The organism is Paracoccus sanguinis (assembly GCF_900106665.1).
Lineage (GTDB): Bacteria > Pseudomonadota > Alphaproteobacteria > Rhodobacterales > Rhodobacteraceae > Paracoccus > Paracoccus panacisoli.
On record NZ_FNNA01000001.1, the window covers coordinates 256,049 to 279,464 of the forward strand.

At 71.5% G+C, this 23,416-nt stretch carries 18 protein-coding genes; 15 read left to right on the forward strand and 3 right to left on the reverse strand.

Features of this window, described 5'->3' with window-relative positions; translation table 11 throughout:
• Window positions 1-124 precede the first annotated feature (124 nt).
• Together BLW17_RS01290 and BLW17_RS01295 are read left to right on the forward strand one after the other, a co-directional pair.
• Window positions 125-1,060: a pirin family protein gene (locus BLW17_RS01290; RefSeq protein ID WP_036730951.1), complete on the forward strand. Its 936-nt coding sequence runs from the start codon at window positions 125-127 to the stop codon at window positions 1,058-1,060.
• Window positions 1,061-1,291: 231 nt separating this feature from the next.
• Entirely contained in the window at window positions 1,292-2,185 is an 894-nt protein-coding gene (locus tag BLW17_RS01295) for a hypothetical protein (protein WP_036730953.1), read from the forward strand.
• An 89-nt stretch (window positions 2,186-2,274) separates the two neighbouring features.
• Here the strand turns inward: BLW17_RS01295 and BLW17_RS01300 are convergent, their stop codons facing one another.
• Both BLW17_RS01300 and BLW17_RS01305 read right to left on the reverse strand, forming a co-directional pair.
• Entirely contained in the window at window positions 2,275-3,543 is a 1,269-nt protein-coding gene (locus BLW17_RS01300) for a purine-cytosine permease family protein (RefSeq protein ID WP_244507305.1), read from the reverse strand.
• 268 nt (window positions 3,544-3,811) lie between these two features.
• Window positions 3,812-4,771, reverse strand: a complete 960-nt coding sequence (locus tag BLW17_RS01305) for an AraC-like ligand-binding domain-containing protein (protein WP_036730957.1) — start codon at window positions 4,769-4,771, stop codon at window positions 3,812-3,814.
• Between the two features lie 250 nt (window positions 4,772-5,021).
• On the opposite strand from BLW17_RS01305, the gene capB reads away from it, so the two are divergent.
• Both capB and capA read left to right on the forward strand, forming a co-directional pair.
• A complete protein-coding gene (capB, locus tag BLW17_RS01310; protein WP_036730959.1) occupies window positions 5,022-6,770 on the forward strand; it encodes a caprolactamase subunit beta in 1,749 nt (582 codons plus the stop codon).
• Between the two features lie 90 nt (window positions 6,771-6,860).
• Window positions 6,861-8,984: a caprolactamase subunit alpha gene (gene capA, locus BLW17_RS01315; protein WP_036707865.1), complete on the forward strand. Its 2,124-nt coding sequence runs from the start codon at window positions 6,861-6,863 to the stop codon at window positions 8,982-8,984.
• A gap of 42 nt (window positions 8,985-9,026) precedes the next feature.
• On the opposite strand, the gene BLW17_RS01320 is transcribed toward capA, so the two are convergent.
• Window positions 9,027-9,605 (reverse strand): cupin domain-containing protein, encoded by a 579-nt coding sequence (locus BLW17_RS01320; protein WP_036730961.1) that lies wholly within the window; start codon window positions 9,603-9,605, stop codon window positions 9,027-9,029.
• A 137-nt stretch (window positions 9,606-9,742) separates the two neighbouring features.
• On the opposite strand from BLW17_RS01320, the gene gabT reads away from it, so the two are divergent.
• From gabT to BLW17_RS01375, 11 genes are all read left to right on the forward strand, one after another.
• Window positions 9,743-11,038 (forward strand): 4-aminobutyrate--2-oxoglutarate transaminase, encoded by a 1,296-nt coding sequence (gabT, locus tag BLW17_RS01325; RefSeq protein ID WP_036730963.1) that lies wholly within the window; start codon window positions 9,743-9,745, stop codon window positions 11,036-11,038.
• A gap of 239 nt (window positions 11,039-11,277) precedes the next feature.
• On the forward strand, window positions 11,278-11,604 hold the full coding sequence (locus BLW17_RS01330; protein ID WP_231572708.1) for an OsmC family protein: 327 nt from the start codon (window positions 11,278-11,280) through the stop codon (window positions 11,602-11,604).
• Window positions 11,605-11,788: 184 nt separating this feature from the next.
• Complete coding sequence (locus tag BLW17_RS01335) at window positions 11,789-12,370, forward strand: ANTAR domain-containing response regulator (protein WP_036730965.1); 582 nt, start codon at window positions 11,789-11,791, stop codon at window positions 12,368-12,370.
• Window positions 12,367-13,512, forward strand: a complete 1,146-nt coding sequence (locus BLW17_RS01340; protein WP_036730967.1) for a CmpA/NrtA family ABC transporter substrate-binding protein — start codon at window positions 12,367-12,369, stop codon at window positions 13,510-13,512. The genes BLW17_RS01335 and BLW17_RS01340 overlap by 4 nt, the downstream gene beginning before the upstream one ends.
• A 249-nt stretch (window positions 13,513-13,761) precedes the next feature.
• Window positions 13,762-15,051, forward strand: coding sequence for a CmpA/NrtA family ABC transporter substrate-binding protein (locus BLW17_RS01345; RefSeq protein WP_036730968.1), 1,290 nt, complete (start codon window positions 13,762-13,764; stop codon window positions 15,049-15,051).
• A gap of 164 nt (window positions 15,052-15,215) precedes the next feature.
• Window positions 15,216-15,992 (forward strand): nitrate ABC transporter permease, encoded by a 777-nt coding sequence (gene ntrB / locus BLW17_RS01350; protein ID WP_211656919.1) that lies wholly within the window; start codon window positions 15,216-15,218, stop codon window positions 15,990-15,992.
• On the forward strand, window positions 15,989-16,783 hold the full coding sequence (locus BLW17_RS01355; protein ID WP_036730972.1) for an ABC transporter ATP-binding protein: 795 nt from the start codon (window positions 15,989-15,991) through the stop codon (window positions 16,781-16,783). Before ntrB ends, BLW17_RS01355 begins: the two co-directional genes overlap by 4 nt.
• A gap of 5 nt (window positions 16,784-16,788) precedes the next feature.
• Entirely contained in the window at window positions 16,789-19,215 is a 2,427-nt protein-coding gene (gene nirB / locus BLW17_RS01360; RefSeq protein ID WP_036730974.1) for a nitrite reductase large subunit NirB, read from the forward strand.
• Complete coding sequence (nirD, locus tag BLW17_RS01365) at window positions 19,212-19,544, forward strand: nitrite reductase small subunit NirD (protein WP_036730976.1); 333 nt, start codon at window positions 19,212-19,214, stop codon at window positions 19,542-19,544. The genes nirB and nirD overlap by 4 nt, the downstream gene beginning before the upstream one ends.
• The gene (locus BLW17_RS01370) at window positions 19,541-22,246 is read left to right on the forward strand and encodes a nitrate reductase (RefSeq protein WP_081969038.1); all 2,706 of its coding nucleotides are present in this window, start codon (window positions 19,541-19,543) and stop codon (window positions 22,244-22,246) included. Before nirD ends, BLW17_RS01370 begins: the two co-directional genes overlap by 4 nt.
• Before the next feature lie 244 nt (window positions 22,247-22,490).
• Window positions 22,491-23,414: a 3-hydroxyacyl-CoA dehydrogenase gene (locus BLW17_RS01375; protein ID WP_036730978.1), complete on the forward strand. Its 924-nt coding sequence runs from the start codon at window positions 22,491-22,493 to the stop codon at window positions 23,412-23,414.
• The last annotated feature ends 2 nt before the right edge of the window (window positions 23,415-23,416 follow it).

Sequence of the window (23,416 nt, forward strand, 5' to 3'; positions counted from 1 at the left end):
GGCGCAAATCTTTCGCGCGCGACGCGGCTTGTCCAGCGAAAGCCGCGTTCGGGGGCGCAGAACGCGTTCCGGTTGATCGGTTTGCCGCAGCGGGCTAGCGTCAAGCTAAAAGCAGGAGGAACGCATGAGCTGGAACCCCGCCCTCGCACCCGCCTGCCCCGACGAGATCGGGGTCGATGCCATCGAGACGCTGATCATCCCGCGCGCCCGCGACCTGGGCGGGTTCGAGGTCAAGCGCGCCCTGCCCGCGCCGCGGCGCCAGATGGTCGGGCCGTTCATCTTCTTCGACCAGGCCGGCCCCGCAGAGTTTCTGACCGGGCAAGGCATCGACGTGCGCCCGCACCCGCACATCGGGCTGGGCACCGTCACCTATCTGTACCGCGGCGATTTTCATCACCGCGACAGCATCGGCACCGATCAGGTGATCCTGCCTGGCGCGGTCAACTGGATGGTGGCCGGCAAGGGCGTGACCCACTCTGAGCGCACGTCGGCCGCGGGCCGCGCGGGGCCCCACAGCCTCTACGGCATCCAGACGTGGATCGCGCTGCCCGAGGACCGCGAGGACATGGACCCGATCTTCGAGCACCACGGCAAGGACAGTCTGCCGGTGATCGAGGCCGAGGGCGTCCGCGCCAACCTGATCCTCGGCCACGCCTACGGCGAGCGCGCGCCCGCGACGCTCTATTCAGAGACCTTCTATCTGGACGTGACGCTTACCCCCGGGGCGCGCTTTCCGCTGCCCGACGACCACGAGGATCGCGGGCTCTACATCACCGAAGGGTCGGTCCGCATCGCCGGACAGGATTTCGCCGCCGGCCAGATGATGGTGTTCCGCCCCGGCGACAGCATCACCGTCGCCGCCGGTGCGCAGGGCGCGCGGCTGATGGCGCTGGGCGGGGCGACGCTGAACGGGCCGCGCCACGTGTGGTGGAACTTCGTGTCGTCCTCGCGCGAGAAGATCGAGGAAGCCAAGCGCGAATGGCGCGCCGCCGACTGGGGCATGGGGCTCTTCGACCTGCCGACCGGGGACCGGGCAGAGTATATCCCGGCGCCGGAGTAGCCGCCGGGCGCCTCGGCACCGCCGCCCGCGCGTGCGCGTCGAGGCCGGGCCGACGCGCGCGCCGTGGCCCGTCAGCAACAGCGCGCGTCCGCAAGGACCGGGCGCTGCCGCTCACCCTTCCCCTCAGGCCCGCCGAGGCTTAGGGTGCCGCGCATGACCTGACATCCGGTCCTTCGATGTAGCCCGGTGCCCTGCCTTCTGGCGGGGCGTGGCCATATGGAAGGCTCCGCCATGTTCAGGAACTACATCGACCAGCATCGCCTGGTCGGCGCCGTCGACTCCCGGCTCGATGCCGCCTCCCCTGCCCTTCATCCCCACCGTCCGCAACTGCGCCGCCTGCTGCTCAGCTGGCTTCCCACCATGGCGCTGGGCACCCGCACCATCGCCGAGGGGCGCGACCCGCAATGGGCCCGCGACCGGTCGAGCCAGGGCGAGCGCCTCTACCGCCTCGGGGCCGAGGGCGAGCTGGCTGCACGACGGCTGGCCAGCGACCTTCTCTTCGACGTCGAGCGGCTGGTGATGATCGGCGCCGACGACGCGCACCCGTTTCGCGCCCGCGCGGCGCGGGCGCTGCGGGGGATGCCGCACTGGACGGCGCTCACCGACTGGAACGACTGGGAGGGACCGCCGGAAGACCTGTCCCAGCGCCTCGGCCTGTCGCAGATCCTTCTCGCGGCGGACGCGGCGGACCGGCGGCGCGGCGAGGACGCCCGCCACGCCAGCCCCGCACGGCTCACCGCAGGCCGGCTGACGGGCCGCCGCACGACGACGCTGGGCGAGGTCCTGGCGCTGGGACGCGAGGCGCGCAACTGCCTGTCGAAGCACGGCGCGGCGCGCGAGAGCATCGCGGCCGGCCACGACGTCTGGGCGCTGCGCGACGGGCCGACGCTGGTGGCGCTGATCGAGGTCGGTGCGGACGGGGTGGTCCGCCAGCTGCGGGGCCCGCGCAACGGTACGCGCTTCACGGGCTACCTGCTCGACATCGTGCAGTTCTGCACGGCGGTCGGGTTCAAGGTGGGGATGGGTATCGAGATCAAGCTGGCCGACCTGATGCCCGCGCCGTTGCAGGTGACGGACGACGCCGGGCTCGACCTCGCGCGGCTGATCCGTGGGGTGGCCCGCTGACGACGAAGCCCCCGCCGCGCGTCCGGGCGCGGCGGGGGCCTCGCAGATCACCGGGGGCGCTCGATGCGCCCCCGGGTCGTCCGATGGCGTCAGCGGTTCCCGACCGAGAGTTCCGCAGCCTGCCGCCCGCGCAGCAGGGCATAGGCCGCCCCGGCCGCAACGAAGGTCGCCGGCGCCGAGAAGCTGCCCAGCGCCCCGCCTGCAAGATGCAGGATCAGCCCCAGCACCGACGCCGCGATCCAGGCGCCCAGGCCCGCAGGGTTCACCGCCGGGGTGTCGCGCAGCCGGAAATGCGTCGCGTCGTGATCGACGCCGCCCCGCCCCTCGGTGACGATATGGACCAGCGCGATGGCGACCCAGGCGACCACGAAGATGCCCTGATAGGCCAGCGCCTGCAGGATGTAGTGGAACACGTCGGCCAGCATCAGCACATAGGCGATCACCCCCACCACGCAGGCCCAGACGACCTTGGGCAGCCGCAGGCGGAAGGCGGTCTGGGCAAAGCTCTCCATGTTGACGGCGGCGAGATAGTAGTTCGCGGTGTTGATCCGCGTCTGCGAGATCCAGACGAAGGCCAGCCCGGCAAAGCCCATCAGCTGGATCAGCGCGAGGACGACCGAGACCTCGGTGACGCCGCCCTCGGTCGGCAGGCTCGCGGCGAGGAAGATGCCGACGAGCCCGTTGAGCAGGAAGGCCACGAGGTAGAAGGGCGCGCCGAAGTTGACCTTGGCGTGGTATTCGCGGTCCTCGTCGCGGCCGAAGCGGGCGTAGTCATAGGTGAACATCATGAGGATCCAGACCCCCATGAAGGCCACGAAGCAGTTCCACCAGCCGGTCGCGGGCGCCCCGCCCGCGGGGCCGAGCTTCAGCCAGGCATCCGAGTAGCCGTATTTCGAGATCGCCAGCACCACCGCGGACAGAAGCCCGATGAGGTAGAAGGGCAGCAGCACGCCGTTGAACTTGTCGAGCCAGTTCTGGATCGACCCGAAGATCAGCAGCACCGAATAGACCACGACGATCAGCGCCGCGACCGGATAGGCGATGCCGGCATAGCTCTGCAGCGCCAGCGCGATCACCGACCCCTCGAACACGGCATAATAGATCGCAGTGGCAAAGAAGATCAGCGTGGCGACCGCCGCCCCCGTCTGCCCCAGCAGGATGCGCGAGAAGAGCGAGACCGACAGCCCGGTACGGATCGCGTGCCGCACCAGCACCGCGTTGACCGCCGCATAGGCGATCACCGACAGCACCAGCCCGATGATGGCGTTGACCGAGCCATAGGCCAGCGCCAGCGAGGCCGAGACGACGAGATAGAACATCGCCGAGCAGACCGACCACCAGGCCATGGTCAGCGGCATCCGCCCCATGCGCTGATCGGGCGGAACGGGGCGATCGGAAAACTCCAGCCCTTCGGCTGGATCGACAGCGGTTTCGAGACTTCCGGCCATATGCGTGCACTCCCTGCTGAACGGGCCGCCTTGTCTGCCCGGATGGGGCGCGGCCTCTGGACTGCGGGTCATGGTGGGGCGACCGGATCAGCGCGTCTTGCGCGGGGATGCACGAAGATTTGCATCTGCGCGCGCCGCCCCGCGCGCGGCGGTCGGCGGGGCCCGAAGGCCCCGGCCGTCAGCCCTCGGACTGGCGCTCGGCGCGGCGGCGCCAATCGCTCGGGGTCATGCCGAAGCGGGCCCGGAAGAGGCGCGAGAACTGCGCCTGGTCCGAGAACCCGAAGCGATAGGCGATGACCGCCAGCGGTACGGCGCGGGCGGTGGCGATCTCGTCACGCGCCGCGATCAGCCGCTCGTCGCGGATGAACTGGGACACGGTCGCCTCGGTGTCGCCGAACAGCTCGTGCAGGTAGCGCTTCGAGATGCCGCAGGCATCGGCCACGAACTCGGGCGAGAGCGCGGGATTGGGCAGGTTCTGCCGGATCACCTGCTCGGCGCGGCGCAGATGCCCGGCGCGGACCGAGCTCTGCGCCTCCTCCCCCCCGCCCGCGCGTTCGTCCAGCGCCAGCGCCAGCACCTCGACGATCTGCCGGCCGAGGATGTTGGCCGCGTGCGACTGGCTGAGCGGCAGGGCCTGCAACTGCCCCATCATCGCGGTGAAGAGCGCGGGCAGCCCCGCGCCCGCATCGATCGCCTGGGCGCAGAACCGGTCCGGGCTGCGCAGCTTTTCGGACAGCGCGCGCTTGCCCACCTTGAGCACCGCCAGCTCGTTCGGCGCGCCATAGCTGAACCGATAGGGCTCGTCCCCGCGCTCGATGATGAAGCCGCCGGGGTTGCAGCGGACGCTGCGCCCGAGCTGGTGGAACTCGACCGCGCTGCGGCGCGGGACGGTGACGAGGTAATCCTCTTCCGTCGTCGAGGTGATGTGGCGGGTGTGACGCTCGTAATGCAGCGGCTCGGTCTCGAGCCGCGACAGCGACACCGCCCCGATCTGGCGCCGCTCGAGCTGGCCGCAGAAGCGGTCGGCATCGCGGAACGTCAGGTGCAGGGGAAAATAGGTGTCCGCGATCACCCGCTCCCACTCGGCGGCGCGATGGGCCGGGTTCGTTCCGGCCGTGCAATAGGCAGTCGACTCCATCCGCCATCCCCCAAGCGCGGTGAGACATCGTGCCGCGCCCCCGGTCGCCCGATCAAGAATTTTTCGTGTCGACCGCGGGCTGGTGCGCGGATCGACAAGAGCGGGCGCGCCCGGCGGCAAATCCGCGCCTTGCATGCACGGATCGTCAAGCAATCGCTCACTTCGCTGCAAGCGCGCCGGACACGATCGCGCCAGTCTGGAGGGATCAGAACCGGCGCCCTGCACGCCGGCAGACACGGGAGGAAGCACCATGCCCAGACGCAATGTCGATCCGATCACCCTGTCGGTGGTCCGCGGCGTCCTTGAGACCACCCAGCGCGAGATGACGCTGACGCTGGAACAGACCGCACGGTCGAGCGTGTTCAACCTCGCGCACGACTATTCGACCGCGCTCTTCAACCACACGCCCGAGATGATCCTGCAGGGGCAGGACATCCCGATTCACCTCGGCAGCCTGATTCCGGCGATGAAATCCGTCGCCAGGTTCTTCGAGGGCGACATCCACGAGGGCGACCTGATCCTGCACAACGACCCGGCCTACGGCGGGTCGCACATCATCGACACCTGCATGTACTACCCGGTGTTCTACCAGGGCGAGCTGGTGTTCTGGACCGTGTGCAAGGGCCACCTGACCGACATCGGCGGCCCGGTGCCCGCCGGCTACAACCCCAACGCCACCGAGATCTTTGCCGAGGGCCTGCGCATCCCGCCCGTCAAGCTGTGGGACCGCGGCAAGCCGCGCAAAGACGTGATGAACCTGCTGCTGACCAACATGCGCGCCCGCCGCGACCAGGAGGGCGACTTCAACGCCCTGATCGGCGCCTGCCAGGTCGGCGCCCGTGCGCTCGTGCGGCTGATGGACAAGTACGGCAAGGACGTGGTGCAGGACTGCATCGCCGAGCTGCTCGACATGGCCGAGGCGCATATGCGCAAGCTGATCGCCACGGTCCCCGACGGCACCTACACCGGCACCGCGATCCTCGAGGATGCCGGCCACGGCTTGGGGGATTTCGAGATCACCGCGACCGTGACCATCAAGGGCGACGGCTGCCACATCGAGATCGCCTCGCCCCCGCAGGTGCCCTATTTCATCAACAGCTACGAGGGGAACAGCCACTCGGGCGTCTATCTGGGCCTGATGATGTTCGCGCAGCTGCCGCCGCCCTACAACGAGGGGCTGTATCGCTGCGTGACGACCGACATGGGGCCCAAGGGCACGCTGTGCAACGCGAAGTCCCCCGCCCCGCACATGAATTGCACCACGACCCCGATGGAGACGCTGACCGACGCCGTGCGCCTCGCCTTTGAACAGGCGGCACCGCAGAAGGTCTCGGCGAGCTGGGGCCACGCCAACGGCTGCAACATCGCCGGCTGGGACACGCGTCACGACGAGGAGTACGTGACGATGGTACTCGCCTCGATCATCTCGGGCGCCGGCGCCACGGCCAGCCAGGACGGCTGGCACGCCTGCGGGCCGGAGTGCTGCTTCGGGGCGCTGACCTCGGGCGACATCGAGATGCTGGAACACAGCTACCCGATCATCATCCACCGCTATTCGCTGATGGAGGACTCGGGCGGGGCCGGCAAGAACCGCGGCGGCTCGGGCACCTGCTGGGAGGTCGAGCCGATGGACAAGCCCATGACGCTGATCACCTTCGGCGAGGGGCGGCGCATCCCGGCGATGGGGGCTGCGGGCGCCAAGTCCGACATGATCGCCCCCAAGGTCGGCCGGCTCGAGGTCACGCGCAACGGCGAGACGCAGATCATCACCGAGAACGTGATCGAGACGATCCAGCCCGGCGAACGCGCCGCCAACAAGAACCCCGGCGGCGGCGGCTACGGCAACCCGTTCGAGCGCGACATCGCCCGCGTGATCGAGGACGTGCGCAACGGCCTCGTCAGCATCGAGGGCGCGCGCCGCGACTACGGCGTGGTCTTCGCCGATCCCGCGACCTTCAAGGTCGATCACGCCGAGACCGAACGCCTGCGCGCCGCCTGACCCCGGCCCGTTCTTTCCTGCCCCAAATATCCCGCGGGGTCCGGGGGCGCGAAGCCCCCGGTGGTCCCGCCCGAGACAAGGTTTGACCCCATGCAGAACCGTTACCGCCTCGGCATCGACGCCGGGGGCACCTTCACCGACTTCATCCTCGCCGACCGCGAGGGCGACCTGCGCATCTTCAAGGCGCTCTCCACCCCGACGCGCCCGACCGAGGCGATCCGCAACGGCCTCGCCATCATCGAGGAAGAGACCGGCCTCTCGCCGCGCGAGATCGTCTCGAACGCCGACCTGTGCATCAACGGCACCACCGTCGGGCTGAACGCGCTGATCACCCACACCGGCGCCAAGACCGGCCTCATCGCGACCAAGGGCCACGAGGACAGCATCGAGATCCGCCTCGGTCACAAGGAGGACGGCTACCGCTACGACCCGGAATATCCGCCGGCCACGATGCTGGTGCCGCGCTACCTGCGCCGCGGCGTGCCCGAGCGGGTGCTGTCGAACGGCACCGTGCACACCCCGCTCGACGAGGAAGCCGTGCGCGACGCCTGCCGGCATTTCCTCGCCGAAGGGGTGGAATCGGTCGCGATCAGCTTCGTCTGGTCGGTCCTGCACCCCGACCATGAGAACCGCGCCGCCGAGATCGTGCGCGAGATGATGCCCGACGTGCGCCTGACCGTCGGCAGCCAGCTCTACCCGCAGGTGCGCGAGTACACCCGCACCTCGACGGCGATCGTCAACGCCTATCTCGCGCCCATCCTGCAACGCTATGTCGAGGCGATCGACGGCTATTTCCAGTCGCTCGGCGCCCGCCACCCGGTGCGCTACTTCCAGTCGAACGGCGGGCTGGCGCTCGGGCGGATCGTCTCGGACCAGTCGGTCTACGCGATCAACTCGGGTCCGGCCTCAGCCCCGCAGGCGGCGCTCTGGCTGGGCGAGCCGTGGGGGTTCAAGGACATCATCACCGTCGACATGGGCGGCACCAGCTTCGACATCACGCTCACCCGTGACGGGCGGGCGAACGTGTCGAAGAACATCGACTTCCTGCGCTACCGGATCGGCATCCCGATGATCCAGGTGGAAACCCTGGGCGCGGGCGGCGGCTCGATCGGCTGGATCGACGCGATGGGGCTGATGCAGATGGGCCCGCAGTCGGCAGGCTCCGAGCCCGGCCCCGCCTGCTACGGTCAGGGCGGGACGCGGCCCACGACCACCGACGCGAACCTCGTCCTCGGCTATCTCAGCCCCGAGGGGCTGGTGGGCGGGCGCCTGCCGCTCGACCTGCAGAAGGCGCGCGAGGCGATCCGCACCCATCTGGCCGAACCGCTGGGGATCAGCATCGAACAGGCCGCCTACGGGATGTTCACCATCGTCAACAACAACATGGTGAACGCCATCCGCCGCGTCTCGGTCGAACGCGGCTACGACCCGCGCGACTTCGTGCTGAACTGCGCGGGCGGGGCCACCGGCGCGCACATCACCGCGCTCGCGCGCGAGATGGGGATCCGCAAGATCCTCGTGTCGAAACTCGCCTCGGGGCTCTGCGCCTTCGGCCAGATCCTGTCGGACGTGAAGTACAACTACATGGCCCCCGCCCCGATCCGGCTGGAAGGCGCCAAGGCCGCCGCGCGGCTCGACTCGCTCTTCAACGAGCTCGAGGCCCGCGGCCGCGCCGATCTGGCCGAGGACGGGTTCGCCGACAAGGACATCACCATCCGCCGCAGCCTCGACATGCGCTACGTCGGGCAGGTCCACGAATGCACCGTCGACGTCGATCCGTTCGAGGTGAACGAGGCCTCGCTCGACCGGCTCAAGGCCGCCTTCCACGCCCGGCACGAGGAGCTCTATACCTACGCCGAGCCGCAGAGCCCGGTCGAGATCGTCAACGTCGAAAGCGCGATCACCGGCGGCGTGGACAAGCCCGGCCGCATCACCATCCCCGCGGGCGAGGGCGCGCACGCCGCGCTGGCGGGAACGCGCGAGATGATCTTCAAGCGCGACGGCCAGGCCCACGAGACCCCCGTCTACGACGGCGCGAAACTGGGCGCGGGCGACCGCGTGACCGGCCCCGCCGTCATCGAGGAGGTGACGACCACCATCGTGATCGAGCCCGGCTGGTCGGCGGAACTGGACGCCTCGGGCGTCTATATCGTGACGCTGGCGCCGTCCGAGGGCGTCACGGCCATCGCGCGGATGATCAAGGAAACCGCCTGAACCCCCGACCCGGGCGGCGCGCACCAGCCGCGTCGCCCGGCCCTACAGATAGGGCGGCGTGCAGGCCGAGACGACCTCGGCCGCACGGTCGCCGACATTGCGGAAGCGGTGCGGCCGGCGCGAATCGAACAGGAAGCCGTCGCCGGCCTTGAGCAGCTCGGTCTCCTCCCCCACCGTCACCTCGATTTCGCCTGCGATGACGATCCCGCCCTCGTGCGCCGGATGCTCGAGCATCTGGTCGCCCGTGTCCGCGCCCGGCTCGTAGCGCTCGTGCAGGATCTGCAGCCCGTGCGCGCGGGCATCGCCCACCTGCCGGATCACGATCCGCCCGCGCGGATCGTCAAGCGCCGCGTGCAGCCGGGCGGTCAGGTCGCGCATCTCGCCGGGCCGGAAGAACACGGCCTGCGACGCGGGCGCATCCGGCTCGAAAAACTCGGACATCGAGAGCGACAGACCGCCCAGTATCCTGCGCAAAGATGCGACCGAAGGGCTCGACCGATTTGTCTCGACCATCGAGATCTGCCCATGCGGCACCCCCGAAGCCTCGGCAAGCTGCCGCTGCGAGAGCCCTGCCTGCACGCGCAATTCTCTCAGCCTCGCGCCGATGTCGAACTCGTCCACTCCCTGCCCCCGCAGTCCCCAACCTGTCGCCGGGCGCGCGAAGTCTTGTCGCCGGGCGCACAGGATCACCGATCCATCTTGCGTGCAATCTTGAGCGCGGGGTAGCGCAGGGTCAACCCGAACCATGAGGTCTGCCCATGTCCCGCGCCGCCGATCTGTCCGCCCGCAAGTCCCGCGCCGTCGCCCGGGGCGTCGCCACCCGCGGCATCTTTGCCGCCCGCGCCGAGAATGCCGAAATCTGGGACGCAGACGGCCGCCGCTTCCTCGACTTCGCGGCCGGCATCGCCGTCACCAACACCGGCCACCGCCACCCCCGCGTGATGGCCGCCGTGGCCGCGCAGGCCGAAGCCTTCACCCACACCTGCTTCCACGTCGCGCCCTACGAGGGCTACGTCCGCCTCGCCGAGCGGCTGAATGCCCTGACCCCCGGCGACTTCGCCAAGAAGACCATGCTCGTCACCACCGGGGCCGAGGCGGTCGAGAACGCCGTCAAGATGGCCCGCGCCTTCACCGGCCGGTCCGGCGTCATCGCCTTCAGCGGCGGCTTCCACGGCCGCACGCTGCTCGGGATGGCGCTGACCGGCAAGGTCGCGCCCTACAAGAAGGGCTTCGGCGCCATGCCCCCCGAGGTTCATCACGCCCCCTTCCCGAACGCCTTCCACGACATGCCCGAGGCGGTCGCCCTGACCGAGCTCGAGCGTCTGCTCGCGGCCTCCGTCGACCCCGAGCGCATCGCCGCGATCATCATCGAGCCGGTGCAGGGCGAGGGCGGGTTCACCATCGCGCCGGCGGGGTTCTTGCGCGCGCTGCGCACGCTCTGCGACCGGCACGGGATCGTGCTGATCGGGGACGAGGTGCAGGCGGGCATGGCGCGCACCGGGCGGATGTTCGGGTTCGAGCACGCGGGCGTCGCCCCCGACCTCGTGACCATGGCCAAGGGGCTGGCGGGCGGCTTTCCGTTGTCGGCCGTCACCGGCCGGGCCGAGATCGTCGACGCCCCGGCGCCCGGCGGCCTGGGCGGCACCTACGCCGGCCATCCGCTGGCGGTCGCGGCGGCCGAGGCGGTGCTCGACGTCATCGCCGAAGACGACCTCTGCGCGCGCGCCGATCAGATCGGCCGGGTGATCCGCGACCGGTTGACCGCGCTCGCCGCGCGTCCGGGCTTCGCCTGCATCGGCGAGGTCCGCGGTCTGGGCGCGATGAACGCGATCGAGTTCGTGACCGACCGCCGCACGAACGCCCCCGACGCGGCGATCACCTCGGCCATCGTGGCCGAGGCCGAAGCGCGGGGCTTGATCCTGCTCGCCTGCGGGACACGCTACAACGTCATCCGACTGCTGCCGCCCCTGACCATCCCGATGGATCAGCTGGACGAGGCGCTGGACATCCTCGAGGCCTCGATCGCCGCCGTCGCGCTGCGCGCGGCCGCCTGACCCACGACCGCCTGACCCTCGGCCCGGGCGTCCGCCGCCCGGGCTCACCGCGCCCGGCTTGCCAAGCACGGCGGCCGGGCGCAGACTTTGGCCCATGCGACGGCGGCGCCAAGGCCGGGGCGGGCACGCCCCGCACCTCGGCAGGGTTCGGGAGGCAGGCGCATGACCCGGCACGTCACCATCAGCTACAGCGCCCTGCCCGGCACCGCCGCCGGGGTGGCGCGCACCGGCGGCGCGTGGTGATCGCGGACCGCCCCGCGGGCGTCGCGGGCGGCGAGGGGCTGGGCGCGAACGGCGCGCAGCTGCTGGCCGCCTCGGTCGGCGGCTGCTTCTGGAATGACCTGCACAGCATCGGCGAGCGGCTGGGACTGCCGGTCACTGGCGCCGGCGTCGAGGTCGAGGTGGTGCTGGCCGGCCAGCCATCCCGCGTCGTCCGCATCGAGGTCGAGGCGCGGCTGCCCCCCCACGCCCGCCCGGTCTTCGAGGCCGCTTGCGCCGAGACGATCATCGGTCAATCGCTGATGGCCGCGTTTCCGGTCCAGTTCCGCATGACCGAGATCGGCTAGAGGGCGCAGCCCCCATAGCCCCCCCCCCACGCGGCGAGGCCTGCCCAATCCCTGCCCATGCTGCCCGCGGATCAGCCGCCTGCGCCGCTCGGGCGACGCACACCGCCTCCCCCGCCCCGCCCGCCGCTTCCGCCCGCGCGACCGACCGCGCAGCCTCGGGCCGCACCCCAGCCCGCAGGGACCGATGACCCGCCTAGGCATCCTGATCGTCGAGCCCGACCGCGAGCGCGCCCTGCGCATCGTGGACGGACTGCGCGCGACCGGGGACCACGACATCACCGTGCTGTCCGAGACGACCGCCCTCGCCCGCCGGATCGCCGCGCACGATCCCGACATCGTGCTGATCGACGTGGCCGACCCGTCACGCGACGTGCTCGAGGAGCTCGCCCTCGTCTCGGGCCCGATGGAGCGGCCGGTGGCGATGTTCGTCGACCGCTCGGACGAACAGATGACCCGCGCCGCCATCGAGGCCGGGGTCTCGGCCTATGTCGTGGACGGGCTGCGGCCCGAGCGGGTGAAGCCGATCCTCGATGCGGCCATCGCCCGCTTCCACCTGTTTCACAAGATGCGCGCCGAGCTGGCGGCCACCCGCGCCGCGCTGGAAGAGCGCAAGACCATCGACCGCGCCAAGGCGATCCTGATGAAGGCGCGCGGCATCGACGAGGGGGCGGCCTATGCGCTCTTGCGCAAGACGGCGATGGACCAGAACCGGCGCATGGCCGAGATCGCCCAGCAGCTGGTGATGGCCGCGGGGCTGCTGACATGAGCCTCACCCGCCTGCGCCTCGGCTATCTGCCCCTGACCGACGCCGCGCCGCTGATCGTGGCGGCCGAGCTGGGGTTCGCGGCCGAAGAGGGCCTCGCCTTCGACCTCGTGGCGCTGCAGAGCTGGGCGCAGAGCCGCGACATGCTGGGGCTCGGGGCGGTGGATGCGGCGCAGATGCTGGTGCCGCTGCCCATCGCCCAGACCCTCGGACTGGGCCCGGCCTACCCGCCCTTCGACCTGCTCATGGTCCTGTCCGTGGGCGGCGAGGCCATCGCCGTCAGCGCCCGGCTGGCCGAGGGGCTGCGGGCGCGCGGCCACGGCTTCGCGCTGAACGATCCGGCGGCCGCCCGCACGGCGCTGGCCGCGGTGGCCGGGCCCGAGATGACGGTCGGCGTCCCCTTCCCCTTCTCGACCCACACCGAGCTCGTCTGGCGCTGGTGGGAGGGGGGTGAGACCGGCGTCCGGCTGACCATCTGCACGGTGCCCCCGCCCCGCATGGCCGAGGCGCTGTCCGAGGGCGAGGTCGACGCCTTCTGCGTGGGCGAGCCCTGGGCCTCGCACGCGGTCGAGCGTGGCGCGGGCACGCTGCTTCTCGCCGGTCGCGCGATCTGGGCGGCGCCGCCGGAAAAGGGGCTGGTCGTCACGCGTGAGTTCTCGACCCGCCGCCCCGACGAAACCGGCCGGCTGATGCGGGCGGTGTGGCGGGCGTGCCGCTGGCTGGATATGCCGGGCAACCGCGCCACGGCGGCCGAGATCCTGTCCCGGCCCGCCTATCTCGACCTGCCGCCGGAGCTGGTCGAGCGCGGCCTGATGGACCGGCTGCACGTCAGCGCGGCGGGCGAGGTGCGGCGCTTTCCGGGCTTCATCCGCTTTCACGACGGCGCGGCGAACTTTCCCGCGCGCAGCCTCGCCGCCGGTTTCGCCCGCCGCATCGCCCGGCAGCACGGGCTTGAGGTCGAGGCCGCCATGCAGGCCGCAACGGGGTGTTTCCGCCCCGACCTCTACCGCCAGCACCTGCGCGCCGTCGGCGCTGAGCTGCCAGCCGACTCGGCCCCGACCGCCCGCCCGCAAGGCGAGCTGATTCTGCCCGCGGATGCCGCGGTCGACGGCGAAACACCCGCGCCGCCGTTCACGGCGCGCTGAGTTTTCGGGCAAAGCGCGGCAAGACTGCGGAGAAATGATGCTGCGACCGCAATACTGCAACGCAGCGCTTGACGGGTGAGAACCGCACAGCGACCCTGAACTCAAGCGCCGGGCAACGAGGTCCGACCGCAGCGACGGCCGCAAGGGCGCGGCCTTTTCCCCACCATGGCAACGACGCCACCGCTGTCCGTCCCGTCGGGACGGTGCCGGTGGCCTGTCCGCGTTCGATCACGCCAGAGGAACCGCCTCATGACCTCCTCCCTTCCGACCCGCCGCCGTTTCCTGACCTCTGCCGCCGGGCTGGCCGCGACCGTGGCCGCGGCCCGGCTGGTCCTGCCGCAGGGCGCCTGGGCCGCCACGCCCGCGCCCGAGGTGACCGGCTGCAGCCTGGGCTACATCGCCCTGACCGACAGCGCGCCGCTGATCATCGCGGCGGAAAAGGGCCTCTTTGCCAAGCACGGGATGCCCGACGTCAAGGTCGAGAAACAGGCCAGCTGGGGCGCCACGCGCGACAACATGGCGCTGGGGTCGGCCGCGGGCGGGATCGACGGCGGGCATCTGCTGCGGCCGAAGGTGCATCTCTACTCCACCGGCAAGGTCATGCAGAACCAGAAGCCGCTGGCGATGTACACGCTGCTGAACCTCAACGAGAACGGCCAGGCGATCTCGGTCGCCAAGGCCCATGCCGAGACCGGCGTGGGCCTGTCGAGCGCCCCGCTGCGCGAGGTCTTCGCGGCCCGCCGCGCGGCCGGCGGCGAGGTGCCGGTGGCGATGACCTTCCCCGGCGGCACCCATGACCTGTGGATGCGCTACTGGCTCGCCGCGGGCGGCATCGACCCGACCAAGGACGTCAACCTCATCGTCGTGCCGCCGCCGCAGATGGTCGCCAACATGAAGGTCGGCAACATGGAGGCGTTCTGCGTCGGCGAGCCGTGGAACGAGCAGCTCGTCCGGCAGGGCATCGGCTTCACCGCCTGCACCACCGGCGAGATCTGGAAGGGCCACCCCGAAAAGGTGCTGGGGATGCGCGCCGACTGGGTGGACGCCCATCCGAACGCCACGCTGGCGCTGATTCGCGCGGTGATCGAGGCGCAGATGTGGTGCGACGACCGCGCCAACACCGACGAGATGGCCGCGATCATCGGCCGGCGCCAGTGGTGCAACGTGCCCGCCGGCGACATCGTCCCGCGCCTCAAGGGCGAGGTGACCTACGGCAACGGACGCAGCGAGACCCGGCCGGAGCTGGCCATGACCTACTGGGGCGAGGGAGGCGCGGCCTCCTATCCGTGGAAGTCGCTCGACAGCTGGTTCATCACCGAGAACAAGCGCTGGGGCACCCTGCCGGGCGACCTGGACACCCGCGCGCTGGTCGATCAGACCAACCGCGCCGACCTGTGGCTCGAGGCGGCCAGGGGGCTGGGGCTGACCCCGGACTTCGGCGACAGCCGCGGGGTCGAGACCTTCTTCGACGGCGCCAGCTTCGATCCGGCCGACCCCGAGGGCTACCTCGCGCGGCAGTCGATCAAGGCCATGGCGTGAGGGGGGCGGTCATGCCGGTCGTCGCCCTGAAGGCCCCGCCCTCCGTTCCTCGCGCCGGGCAACCTCAAACCCCTGACGCCACCCCGGCGCCGTCCAGGGACGCAAGCCGGGCACGGATCGCGCGCCTCCCGGCCGTGCCCAGGCCGCGCCCCGACGCGGCGCGCGTGGCCCGCCGTCTGGCCGGGGCGGTGCTGCCGCCGCTGGTCGTGCTGCTGGTCCTGCTCGGCCTCTGGCAGCTCGCCTTTTCCGGCCCCGAGTCGGGCCTGCCCACCCCGCTCGCAGTCTGGCGCGAGAGCGGCGACCTGCTGCTCGACCCGTTCTATGTCGCGGGAACGCAGGACATGGGGCTGGGCTGGCGGGTGCTCGCCTCGCTCGAGCGGGTGGCATACGGCTTCGGCCTTGCCGCCGTGGTGGGGGTGCTCACCGGCGCGGTGATCGGCCAGTCCGACCTGATGATGCGCGGCTTCGACCCGATCTTTCAGGTGCTGCGCACCGTGCCGCCGCTGGCCTGGCTGCCGATCTCGCTCGCGGCCTTCATGGACAGCGGGCCGAGCGCGATCTTCGTCATCTTCATCACCGCCATCTGGCCGATCATCATCAACACCGCCGCGGGCGTGCGCGCCATCCCGCAGGACTATCGCAACGTCGCCGCCGTCCTGCGCCTCAACCAGATCGAGTTCTTCTGGAAGATCATGATCCCCGCCGCCGCCCCCTACATCTTCTCGGGGCTCAGGATCGGCGTCGGGCTGTCCTGGCTGGCCATCGTCGCGGCCGAGATGCTGACCGGCGGCGTGGGCATCGGCTTCTTCATCTGGGACGCGTGGAATTCCTCGCGCCTGACCGACATCATCGTGGCGCTGGTCTACATCGGGCTGACGGGGTTCGTCCTCGACCGCCTGGTGGCCCTGATCGGCCGCAGCCTCTCGCGGGGGACGGCATGACCCATCTCATCATCGACCACGTGAGCAAGAGCTTCGCCCGCGGCGCGCGGGTGACCGAGGTGCTCTCGGACATCCGGCTGACCATCGGCAGGGGCGAGTTCGTCAGCATCATCGGCCACTCGGGCTGCGGCAAGTCCACGCTGCTGAACCTGATCGCCGGGCTGACCGAGGTGACCCGCGGCGGCATCATCCTCGACGGGCGCGAGATCACCGGCCCCGGCCCCGACCGCGCCGTGGTGTTCCAGAACCACAGCCTTCTGCCTTGGCTGACCGTCTATGACAACGTGCGGCTGGCCGTGACCAAGGTATTCGGCGCGGCCAAGTCGCGGACCGAGCAGCACGACTGGATCATGGCGAACCTCGACCTGGTGCAGATGACCCACGCCGCCGACAAGCGGCCGGGCGAGATCTCGGGCGGGATGCGCCAGCGGGTCGGCATCGCCCGCGCCCTGGCGATGGAGCCGAAGATCCTGCTGCTGGATGAGCCCTTCGGCGCGCTCGACGCGCTGACGCGGGCGCATCTGCAGGACGCGGTGATGGCGATCCACGCCCGCCTCGGCAACACCATGATCATGATCACCCATGACGTGGACGAGGCGGTGCTGCTGGCCGACCGCATCGTGATGATGACCAACGGCCCCGCCGCCACCATCGGCGAGGTGCTGGAGGTGCCGCTGCCCCGCCCGCGCGACCGCATCGCGCTTGCCGCCGACCCCGATTACCTCCGCGCCCGCGAAGCCGTGCTGCGGTTCCTCTACGAACGTCACCGCTTCGTCGAAGCGGCGGAGTGAGCATCATGACCCAGCGACTTGTGGTGATCGGGGCCGGGATGGCCTCGGGCCGGCTGCTCGAGCAGCTCTTCGAGGCGGGGTACCAGGGCCACGTCACCCTGATCAACGCCGAGCCGCGCGGCAACTACAACCGGCTGATGCTGTCGCCGGTGCTGTCGGGCGAAAAGACCTATGAGCAGATCGTGACCCATGACGCGGACTGGTATGCCGCGCACGGCGTCACCTGCCGCTTCGGCGAAAGCGTGACGGCGATCGACCGGGCCGCGCGGACGGTCAGGACCAGCGCAGGCTTTGTCCCCTACGACGCACTGGTCATCGCCACCGGCTCGGCGCCGTTCCTGATCCCGGTCGCCGGGCGCGACCTGCCCGGCGTCGTGACCTATCGCGACCTCGAGGACACCAACGCCATGATCGCCGCCAGCCAGCCCGGCGCGAAGGCGGTGGTGATCGGCGGCGGCCTGCTGGGGCTCGAGGCCGCGGCGGGGATGGCCGCGCGCGGGGCCGAGGTGACGGTGATCCACCTGATGGGTCACCTGATGGAACGCCAGCTCGATCCCGCCGCGGGCTACCTGCTCCAGCGCGACCTCGAGGCGCGGGGCATCCGCGTCCACTGCAAGGGCGCCACCAAGGCAATCCTCGGCCGCGACCGGGTCGAGGCGGTGCTGCTCGAGGACGGCACGATCCATCCCGCCGACCTCGTCTGCATGGCGGTCGGCATCCGCCCCGAGGTGCGGCTGGCCACTGACGCGCATCTCGAGATCGGGCGCGGCATCACCGTGGACGACCAGATGCGGACCTCGGACCCGGCGATCTTCGCGCTCGGCGAATGTGTCGAGCATGACGGCCAGGTCTTCGGCCTCGTCGCGCCGCTCTACGATCAGGCGAAGGTGCTGGCCGCGACGCTGATGGGGCAGGACGCCGCGTTCCGGCCGCAGCAGACGGCGACGAAGCTCAAGGTCACCGGCGTCGATCTGTTCAGCGCCGGCGATTTCGCCGAGGCGCCGGGGCGCGAGGACATCGTGTTCCGCGACCCCGGCCGGGGCATCTACAAGCGCCTCGTGCTCGAGGGCGGGCGGCTGGTCGGCGCGGTGATGTACGGCGACACCGCCGACGGCTCGTGGTTCTTCGACCTGATCCGGCAGGGTACCGACGTCGAGCCGATGCGCGACACGCTGATCTTCGGCCCGGCGTTCCAGGGGGGCGCCTCTGTGGACCCTCTGGCAGCCGTTGCAGCCTTGCCGCCTGAGGCGGAAATCTGCGGCTGCAACGGCGTCTGCAAGGGAACCATCGTCGCCGCCGTCGAGGCGGGCGCCGGCACGCTGGACGCGGTGCGCACCGCCACCCGCGCCAGCGCCTCGTGCGGCAGCTGCACGGGACTGGTCGAGCGGGTCATGGCGCTGACGCTCGGCGCGGATTTCCGGCCCGAGGCGAACCCGCCGATGTGCCGCTGCACCGACCACACCCACGACGAGGTGCGGCGCCTGATCCGCACGATGGGCCTCAAGTCCATCCCGGCGGTGATGCAGGAGCTGGGCTGGACCACCGCGGGCGGCTGCGCCTCCTGCCGCCCGGCGCTGAACTATTACCTGCTGGCCGACTGGCCGACCGAGTACCGCGACGACCGCCAGAGCCGCTTCGTCAACGAGCGCAACCACGCCAACATCCAGAAGGACGGCACCTATTCGGTCGTCCCGCGAATGTGGGGCGGGGTGACGACGCCCGACGAGCTGCGCGCCATCGCCGACGCCGCCGACCGCTACGCCGTGCCGATGGTCAAGGTCACGGGCGGCCAGCGGATCGACCTGCTGGGCGTGCGGAAGGAGGACCTGCCCGCGATCTGGGCCGACCTCAACGCCGCCGGGATGGTCTCGGGCCACGCCTACGCCAAGGGCCTGAGGACCGTGAAGACCTGCGTCGGGACCGAGTTCTGCCGCTTCGGCACGCAGGATTCGACCGGCCTCGGGATCCGGCTGGAAAAGCTGCTGTGGGGGTCGTGGACGCCGGCCAAGGTCAAGCTCGCCGTCTCGGGCTGCCCGCGCAACTGCGCCGAGGCGACCTGCAAGGACATCGGCGTGGTCTGCGTCGAGTCGGGCTACCAGATCAGCGTCGCGGGCGCCGCCGGCATGGACGTGAAGGAGACCGAGCCGCTGATCACGGTGGCGACCGAGGACGAGGCGCTCGAGGTGATCGCGGCCTTCACCCAGCTCTACCGCGAGAATGCCCGCTACCTGCACCGGATCTACAAATGGGTGGCCAAGGTCGGGCTGGCGTGGTGCCAGGCGCAGATCGCCGATCCCGTGACGCGCCGGGCGCTCTACGACCGCTTCCTGATCTCGCAGTCGGTCTATCAGGCCGATCCCTGGGCCGAACACGCCGCCGCGCCGGCCGCGTGGCAGCCCGTTGCCGACCTGACGCTGAGGGCCGCGGAATGACCATGATCGACATCGCCGCGCTGGACGACATCCCGCGGCAAGGGGCGCGGGTGGTCCGCACCCCGCAGGGCTGCGTCGCGGTGTTCCGCACCGCGACCGACGAGGTCTTCGCCCTCGACGACCGCTGCCCGCACAAGGGCGGGCCGCTGTCCGAGGGGATCGTGCACGGGACGCAGGTGACCTGTCCGTTGCACGGGCTGGTCTTCGACCTCGCCACAGGCCTGTCCACCGGACCCGAGGCCCTGCGCGTGGCGACCCGTGCGGCGCGCATCGAGGGCGGGCGGGTGCTCATCGACGCGACCATCCTCGCCCGGCGGACGGCCGCATGACCGCCGCCCCCCGCCGCCCCGCCGAGGGGACCCCGCTGCGCACCACCTGCCCCTATTGCGGGGTGGGCTGCGGGGTAATCGCCCGCCCCACGCCCGCGGGCGGCATCGAGATCGCGGGCGACCCCGATCACCCGGCGAACCGCGGGCGGCTGTGCGTCAAGGGCGCGGCGCTGGGTGAGACGCTGGGGACCGCGCACCGGCTCTTGTCGCCGCGCATCGACGGCGCCGACGCCAGGTGGGACGCGGCCCTCGGGCTGGTCGCGGACCGGTTCGCCCGCGCCATCGCCACGCACGGGCCGGATTCGGTCGCCTTCTACGTCTCGGGCCAGCTGCTGACCGAGGATTACTACGTCGCCAACAAGCTGATGAAGGGCTTCATCGGCAGCGCCAACATCGACACCAACTCGCGGCTCTGCATGGCCTCGACCGTGGCCGGCCACCGGCGCGCCTTCGGCAGCGACACGGTGCCGGGGCAGTACGAGGATCTCGAAGAGGCCGACCTCGTGGTGCTGGTCGGCAGCAACCTCGCCTGGTGCCACCCGGTGCTCTACCAGCGCCTCATGGCCGCCCGCGCGGCCCGCGGCACGCGCGTCGTGGTGATCGACCCGCGCCGCACCGCCACCTGCGAGGGGGCGGACCTGCACCTGCCGCTGGCTGCGGGGGCGGATGCGCATCTCTTCAACCTGCTGCTCTGCCATCTGGCCGCGCACGGGCATCTGGACGCGGCCTACCTGCGCCACGTGACCGGCCTTGCCCCCGCGCTCGACGCCGCACGGCGCAGCCGGCCCGCCGACACCGGCCTGCCGCCCGAGACGCTGGCGCGGTTCCTGTCGCTCTGGGCGGGGACCGAGAAGGTCGTCACGGTGTATTCGCAGGGCATCAACCAGTCCGACAGCGGCACCGACAAGGTGAACGCGATCCTGAACTGCCACCTCGCCACCGGGCGGATCGGGCAGCCCGGCATGGGGCCGTTCTCGGTCACCGGCCAGCCCAACGCCATGGGCGGGCGCGAGGTCGGGGGCCTCGCCAACACGCTCGCCTGCCATCTCGAGTTGGAGAACCCCGCCCACCGCGACGCCGTGCAGGCGTTCTGGACCGCGCCCACCATGGCGGCGGGTCCGGGGCTGAAGGCCGTCGAGATGTTCCGCGCCGTCGAAGCGGGGCGGATCAAGGCGCTGTGGATCATGCACACCAACCCGGCCGCGACCATGCCCGACGCCGACCGGGTGAGGCGCGCGCTCGCCGGCTGCGCGTTCGTCGTCGTCAGCGACATCCGCGCCGACACCGACACCGCCCGGCTGGGCCACGTGCTGCTGCCCGCGACGGCGTGGGGCGAGAAGGACGGGACCGTCACCAACTCGGAACGCATGATCAGCCGCCAGCGTGCGTTCCTGCCGGCCCCGGGGCAGGCGCGGCCCGACTGGTGGCAGCTCGCGCAGGTCGCGCAGCGCATGGGCTTTGCAGGCTTCGACTGGACGGGTCCAGCCGCCATCTTTGCCGAGCACGCCCGCCTGTCCGCCGTCGCCGCCGCGCTGGGGGGCGACTTCGACATCGGCGCCCTGAGCGGGGTCGACTATGCCACCCTCGCCCCGTTGACCTGGCCGCAGGGGGCCAGCACCCAGCGTCGGTTCTTCGCCGACGGCCGCTTCCACACCCCCGACGGCCGGGCGCGGATGATCCCCGTCACCGCCCGCCTGCCGGCGCCGGGGCCCGACGACCGGTCGTTCCGCCTGAACACCGGGCGCATCCGTGACCAGTGGCACACGATGACCCGCACCGGCCTCGCGCCCCGCCTCGCCCGGCACCTGGGCGAGCCCTATCTCGAGATCCACCCCGCCGACGCCGCCCGCCTCGGCCTCGCGCCCGCGAGCCTGGCCGAGGTCGAGGGTGCCGGCGGCCGCGCCGTGCTGCGGGTGCTGTTGAGCGAGGCCGTCGCCCCGGGCCACCCGTTCGCGCCGATGCACTGGACGGGCGAAACGGCGCCCACCGGCCGGGTCAACGCGCTTGTGCCGCCGCTGACGGACCCGGTCTCGGGCCAACCGGCGAGCAAGTCCGCGCCGGTCTCGCTCCGCGCCTTTCCGGCCGCGTGGTACGGCTTCGCCATCAGCCGCGGCGCGCTTCGCCCGGACTGCGACTACTGGGCCACGGCGCCCGTGGCGGGGGGAATGCAGGCCGAGCTGGCCGGGACGGCCGTGCCCGCCGACTGGAGGGCGTGGGCGCAGGGCCTCTTCGCCGGCGCGACGCCCACGCTGACGGTCGAGGACGCCGCCCGGGGCGTCCACCGCCTCGCCGTGACCGACGGGGGACTCGTAAACGCGGCGCTCTTCGTCGCGCCTGCGCCGGTCCGGCTGGCGCGCGAGCACGTGGCGGGCCTGCTGGGACGACCGGCGCCCGAGATGCTGGCCGGCCTGCCCGCCCGCGAATGCCCCGACCCCGGCCCCATCGTCTGCGCCTGCCTGAACGTCGGGATGAACACCATCCTGAGCGCACTGTCCGCGGGCCGGGCTGACAGCGTCGAGACGCTGGGCCGGCTGCTCGGCGCGGGCACGAACTGCGGCTCGTGCCGGCCGGATCTCGCCGCGCTGGTCCGGCGGCAGGATGCCGCTGCCTCCGCGTCGGCCGCTGGGCAGGCGGCCGGCGGCGAGACATCGGGCGAGAGGACGGGGGTGATGCTCGAGGCCCCCGCGACCTTCTGCGCCTGACGCTCGTCGTGCAGCGGGGTCCTGGGCGCCGGTCAGGCCCCTGATCGGCGACGCTCACGGACCCGCGCTCGCCAAGCCTCGCAACCACAACGGCTCAAGCTGCCGCCCGCTGCACTACCCCGTCACCGTCCCCACCATCACGCCGGCTCTGGAACTCCGCCCCGTCTTCCCCGAAGGTCCGTCACGGGCGCTGGCCGGCAACCCGAGCCGGCGCCGCACGCTGCCATGGCTGTAAGGGGTCCCCATGTCGCACACGCAAATCGCCATCGTCGGGGCGGGGCTGATCGGCCGGGCCTGGGCGTATGTGTTCGCCCGCGCCGGGTCGACCGTCCGGGTCTGGGACGCCGATCCCGCCGCGCTCGACCGCCTGCCGGCCGAGATCGCGGCGATGATCGACGCCGCCGGGGGCGACCCGGCCATCGCAGCCCGCATCCGCGCCGTGCCGACGCTGGCCGAGGCGCTCGACGCGGCGGGGCTGGTGCAGGAGAACGGCCCCGAGCGGATCGAGGTCAAGCGCGAGCTGTTCGCCGCGATGGATGCCGCGGCCGCCCCCGGGACGATCCTCGCCTCGTCCTCGTCGGCGCTGCCGGCGTCGGCATTCTCGGCTGGGCTGCCCGGCGCGGCGCGCTGCCTCGTCGCCCATCCGGTCAACCCGCCCCATGTCGTCCCGGTGGTCGAGCTCTGCCCCTCGCCCGCGACCGACCCCGCCGTCATGGCCCGCGCGCAGGCGATCTATGCCGCCGCCGGACAGGTGCCCGTCCTGCTCTCGCGCGAGATCGAGGGGTTCGTCCTCAACCGCCTGCAGGCCGCGCTGCTGGCCGAGGCGATGCGGCTCGTCGACGAGGGTATCTGCACGGTCGAGGGGCTGGACGATACCGTCAAGCACGGGCTCGGCCGCCGCTGGGCGATCATGGGCCCGCTCGAGACGATCTCGCTCAACGCGCCCGACGGGGTGCCCGACTACATCCGCCGCTACGGCCCGATGCTGGCGGGGCTGGCCGACAGCTGCGCCCAGGGCGACGCCTTCACTGCGAGCGCCGCCGAGCGGGTCGCCGCCGCCTTCCCCCAGCGCGCCACGCCCGAGGGCGTCCGTGCCGGCACCGCCTGGCGCGACGCGGAACTCGCCGCGCTCGACACCCACCTGCGCAGCCGCGCCCGAAAGGACTAGGA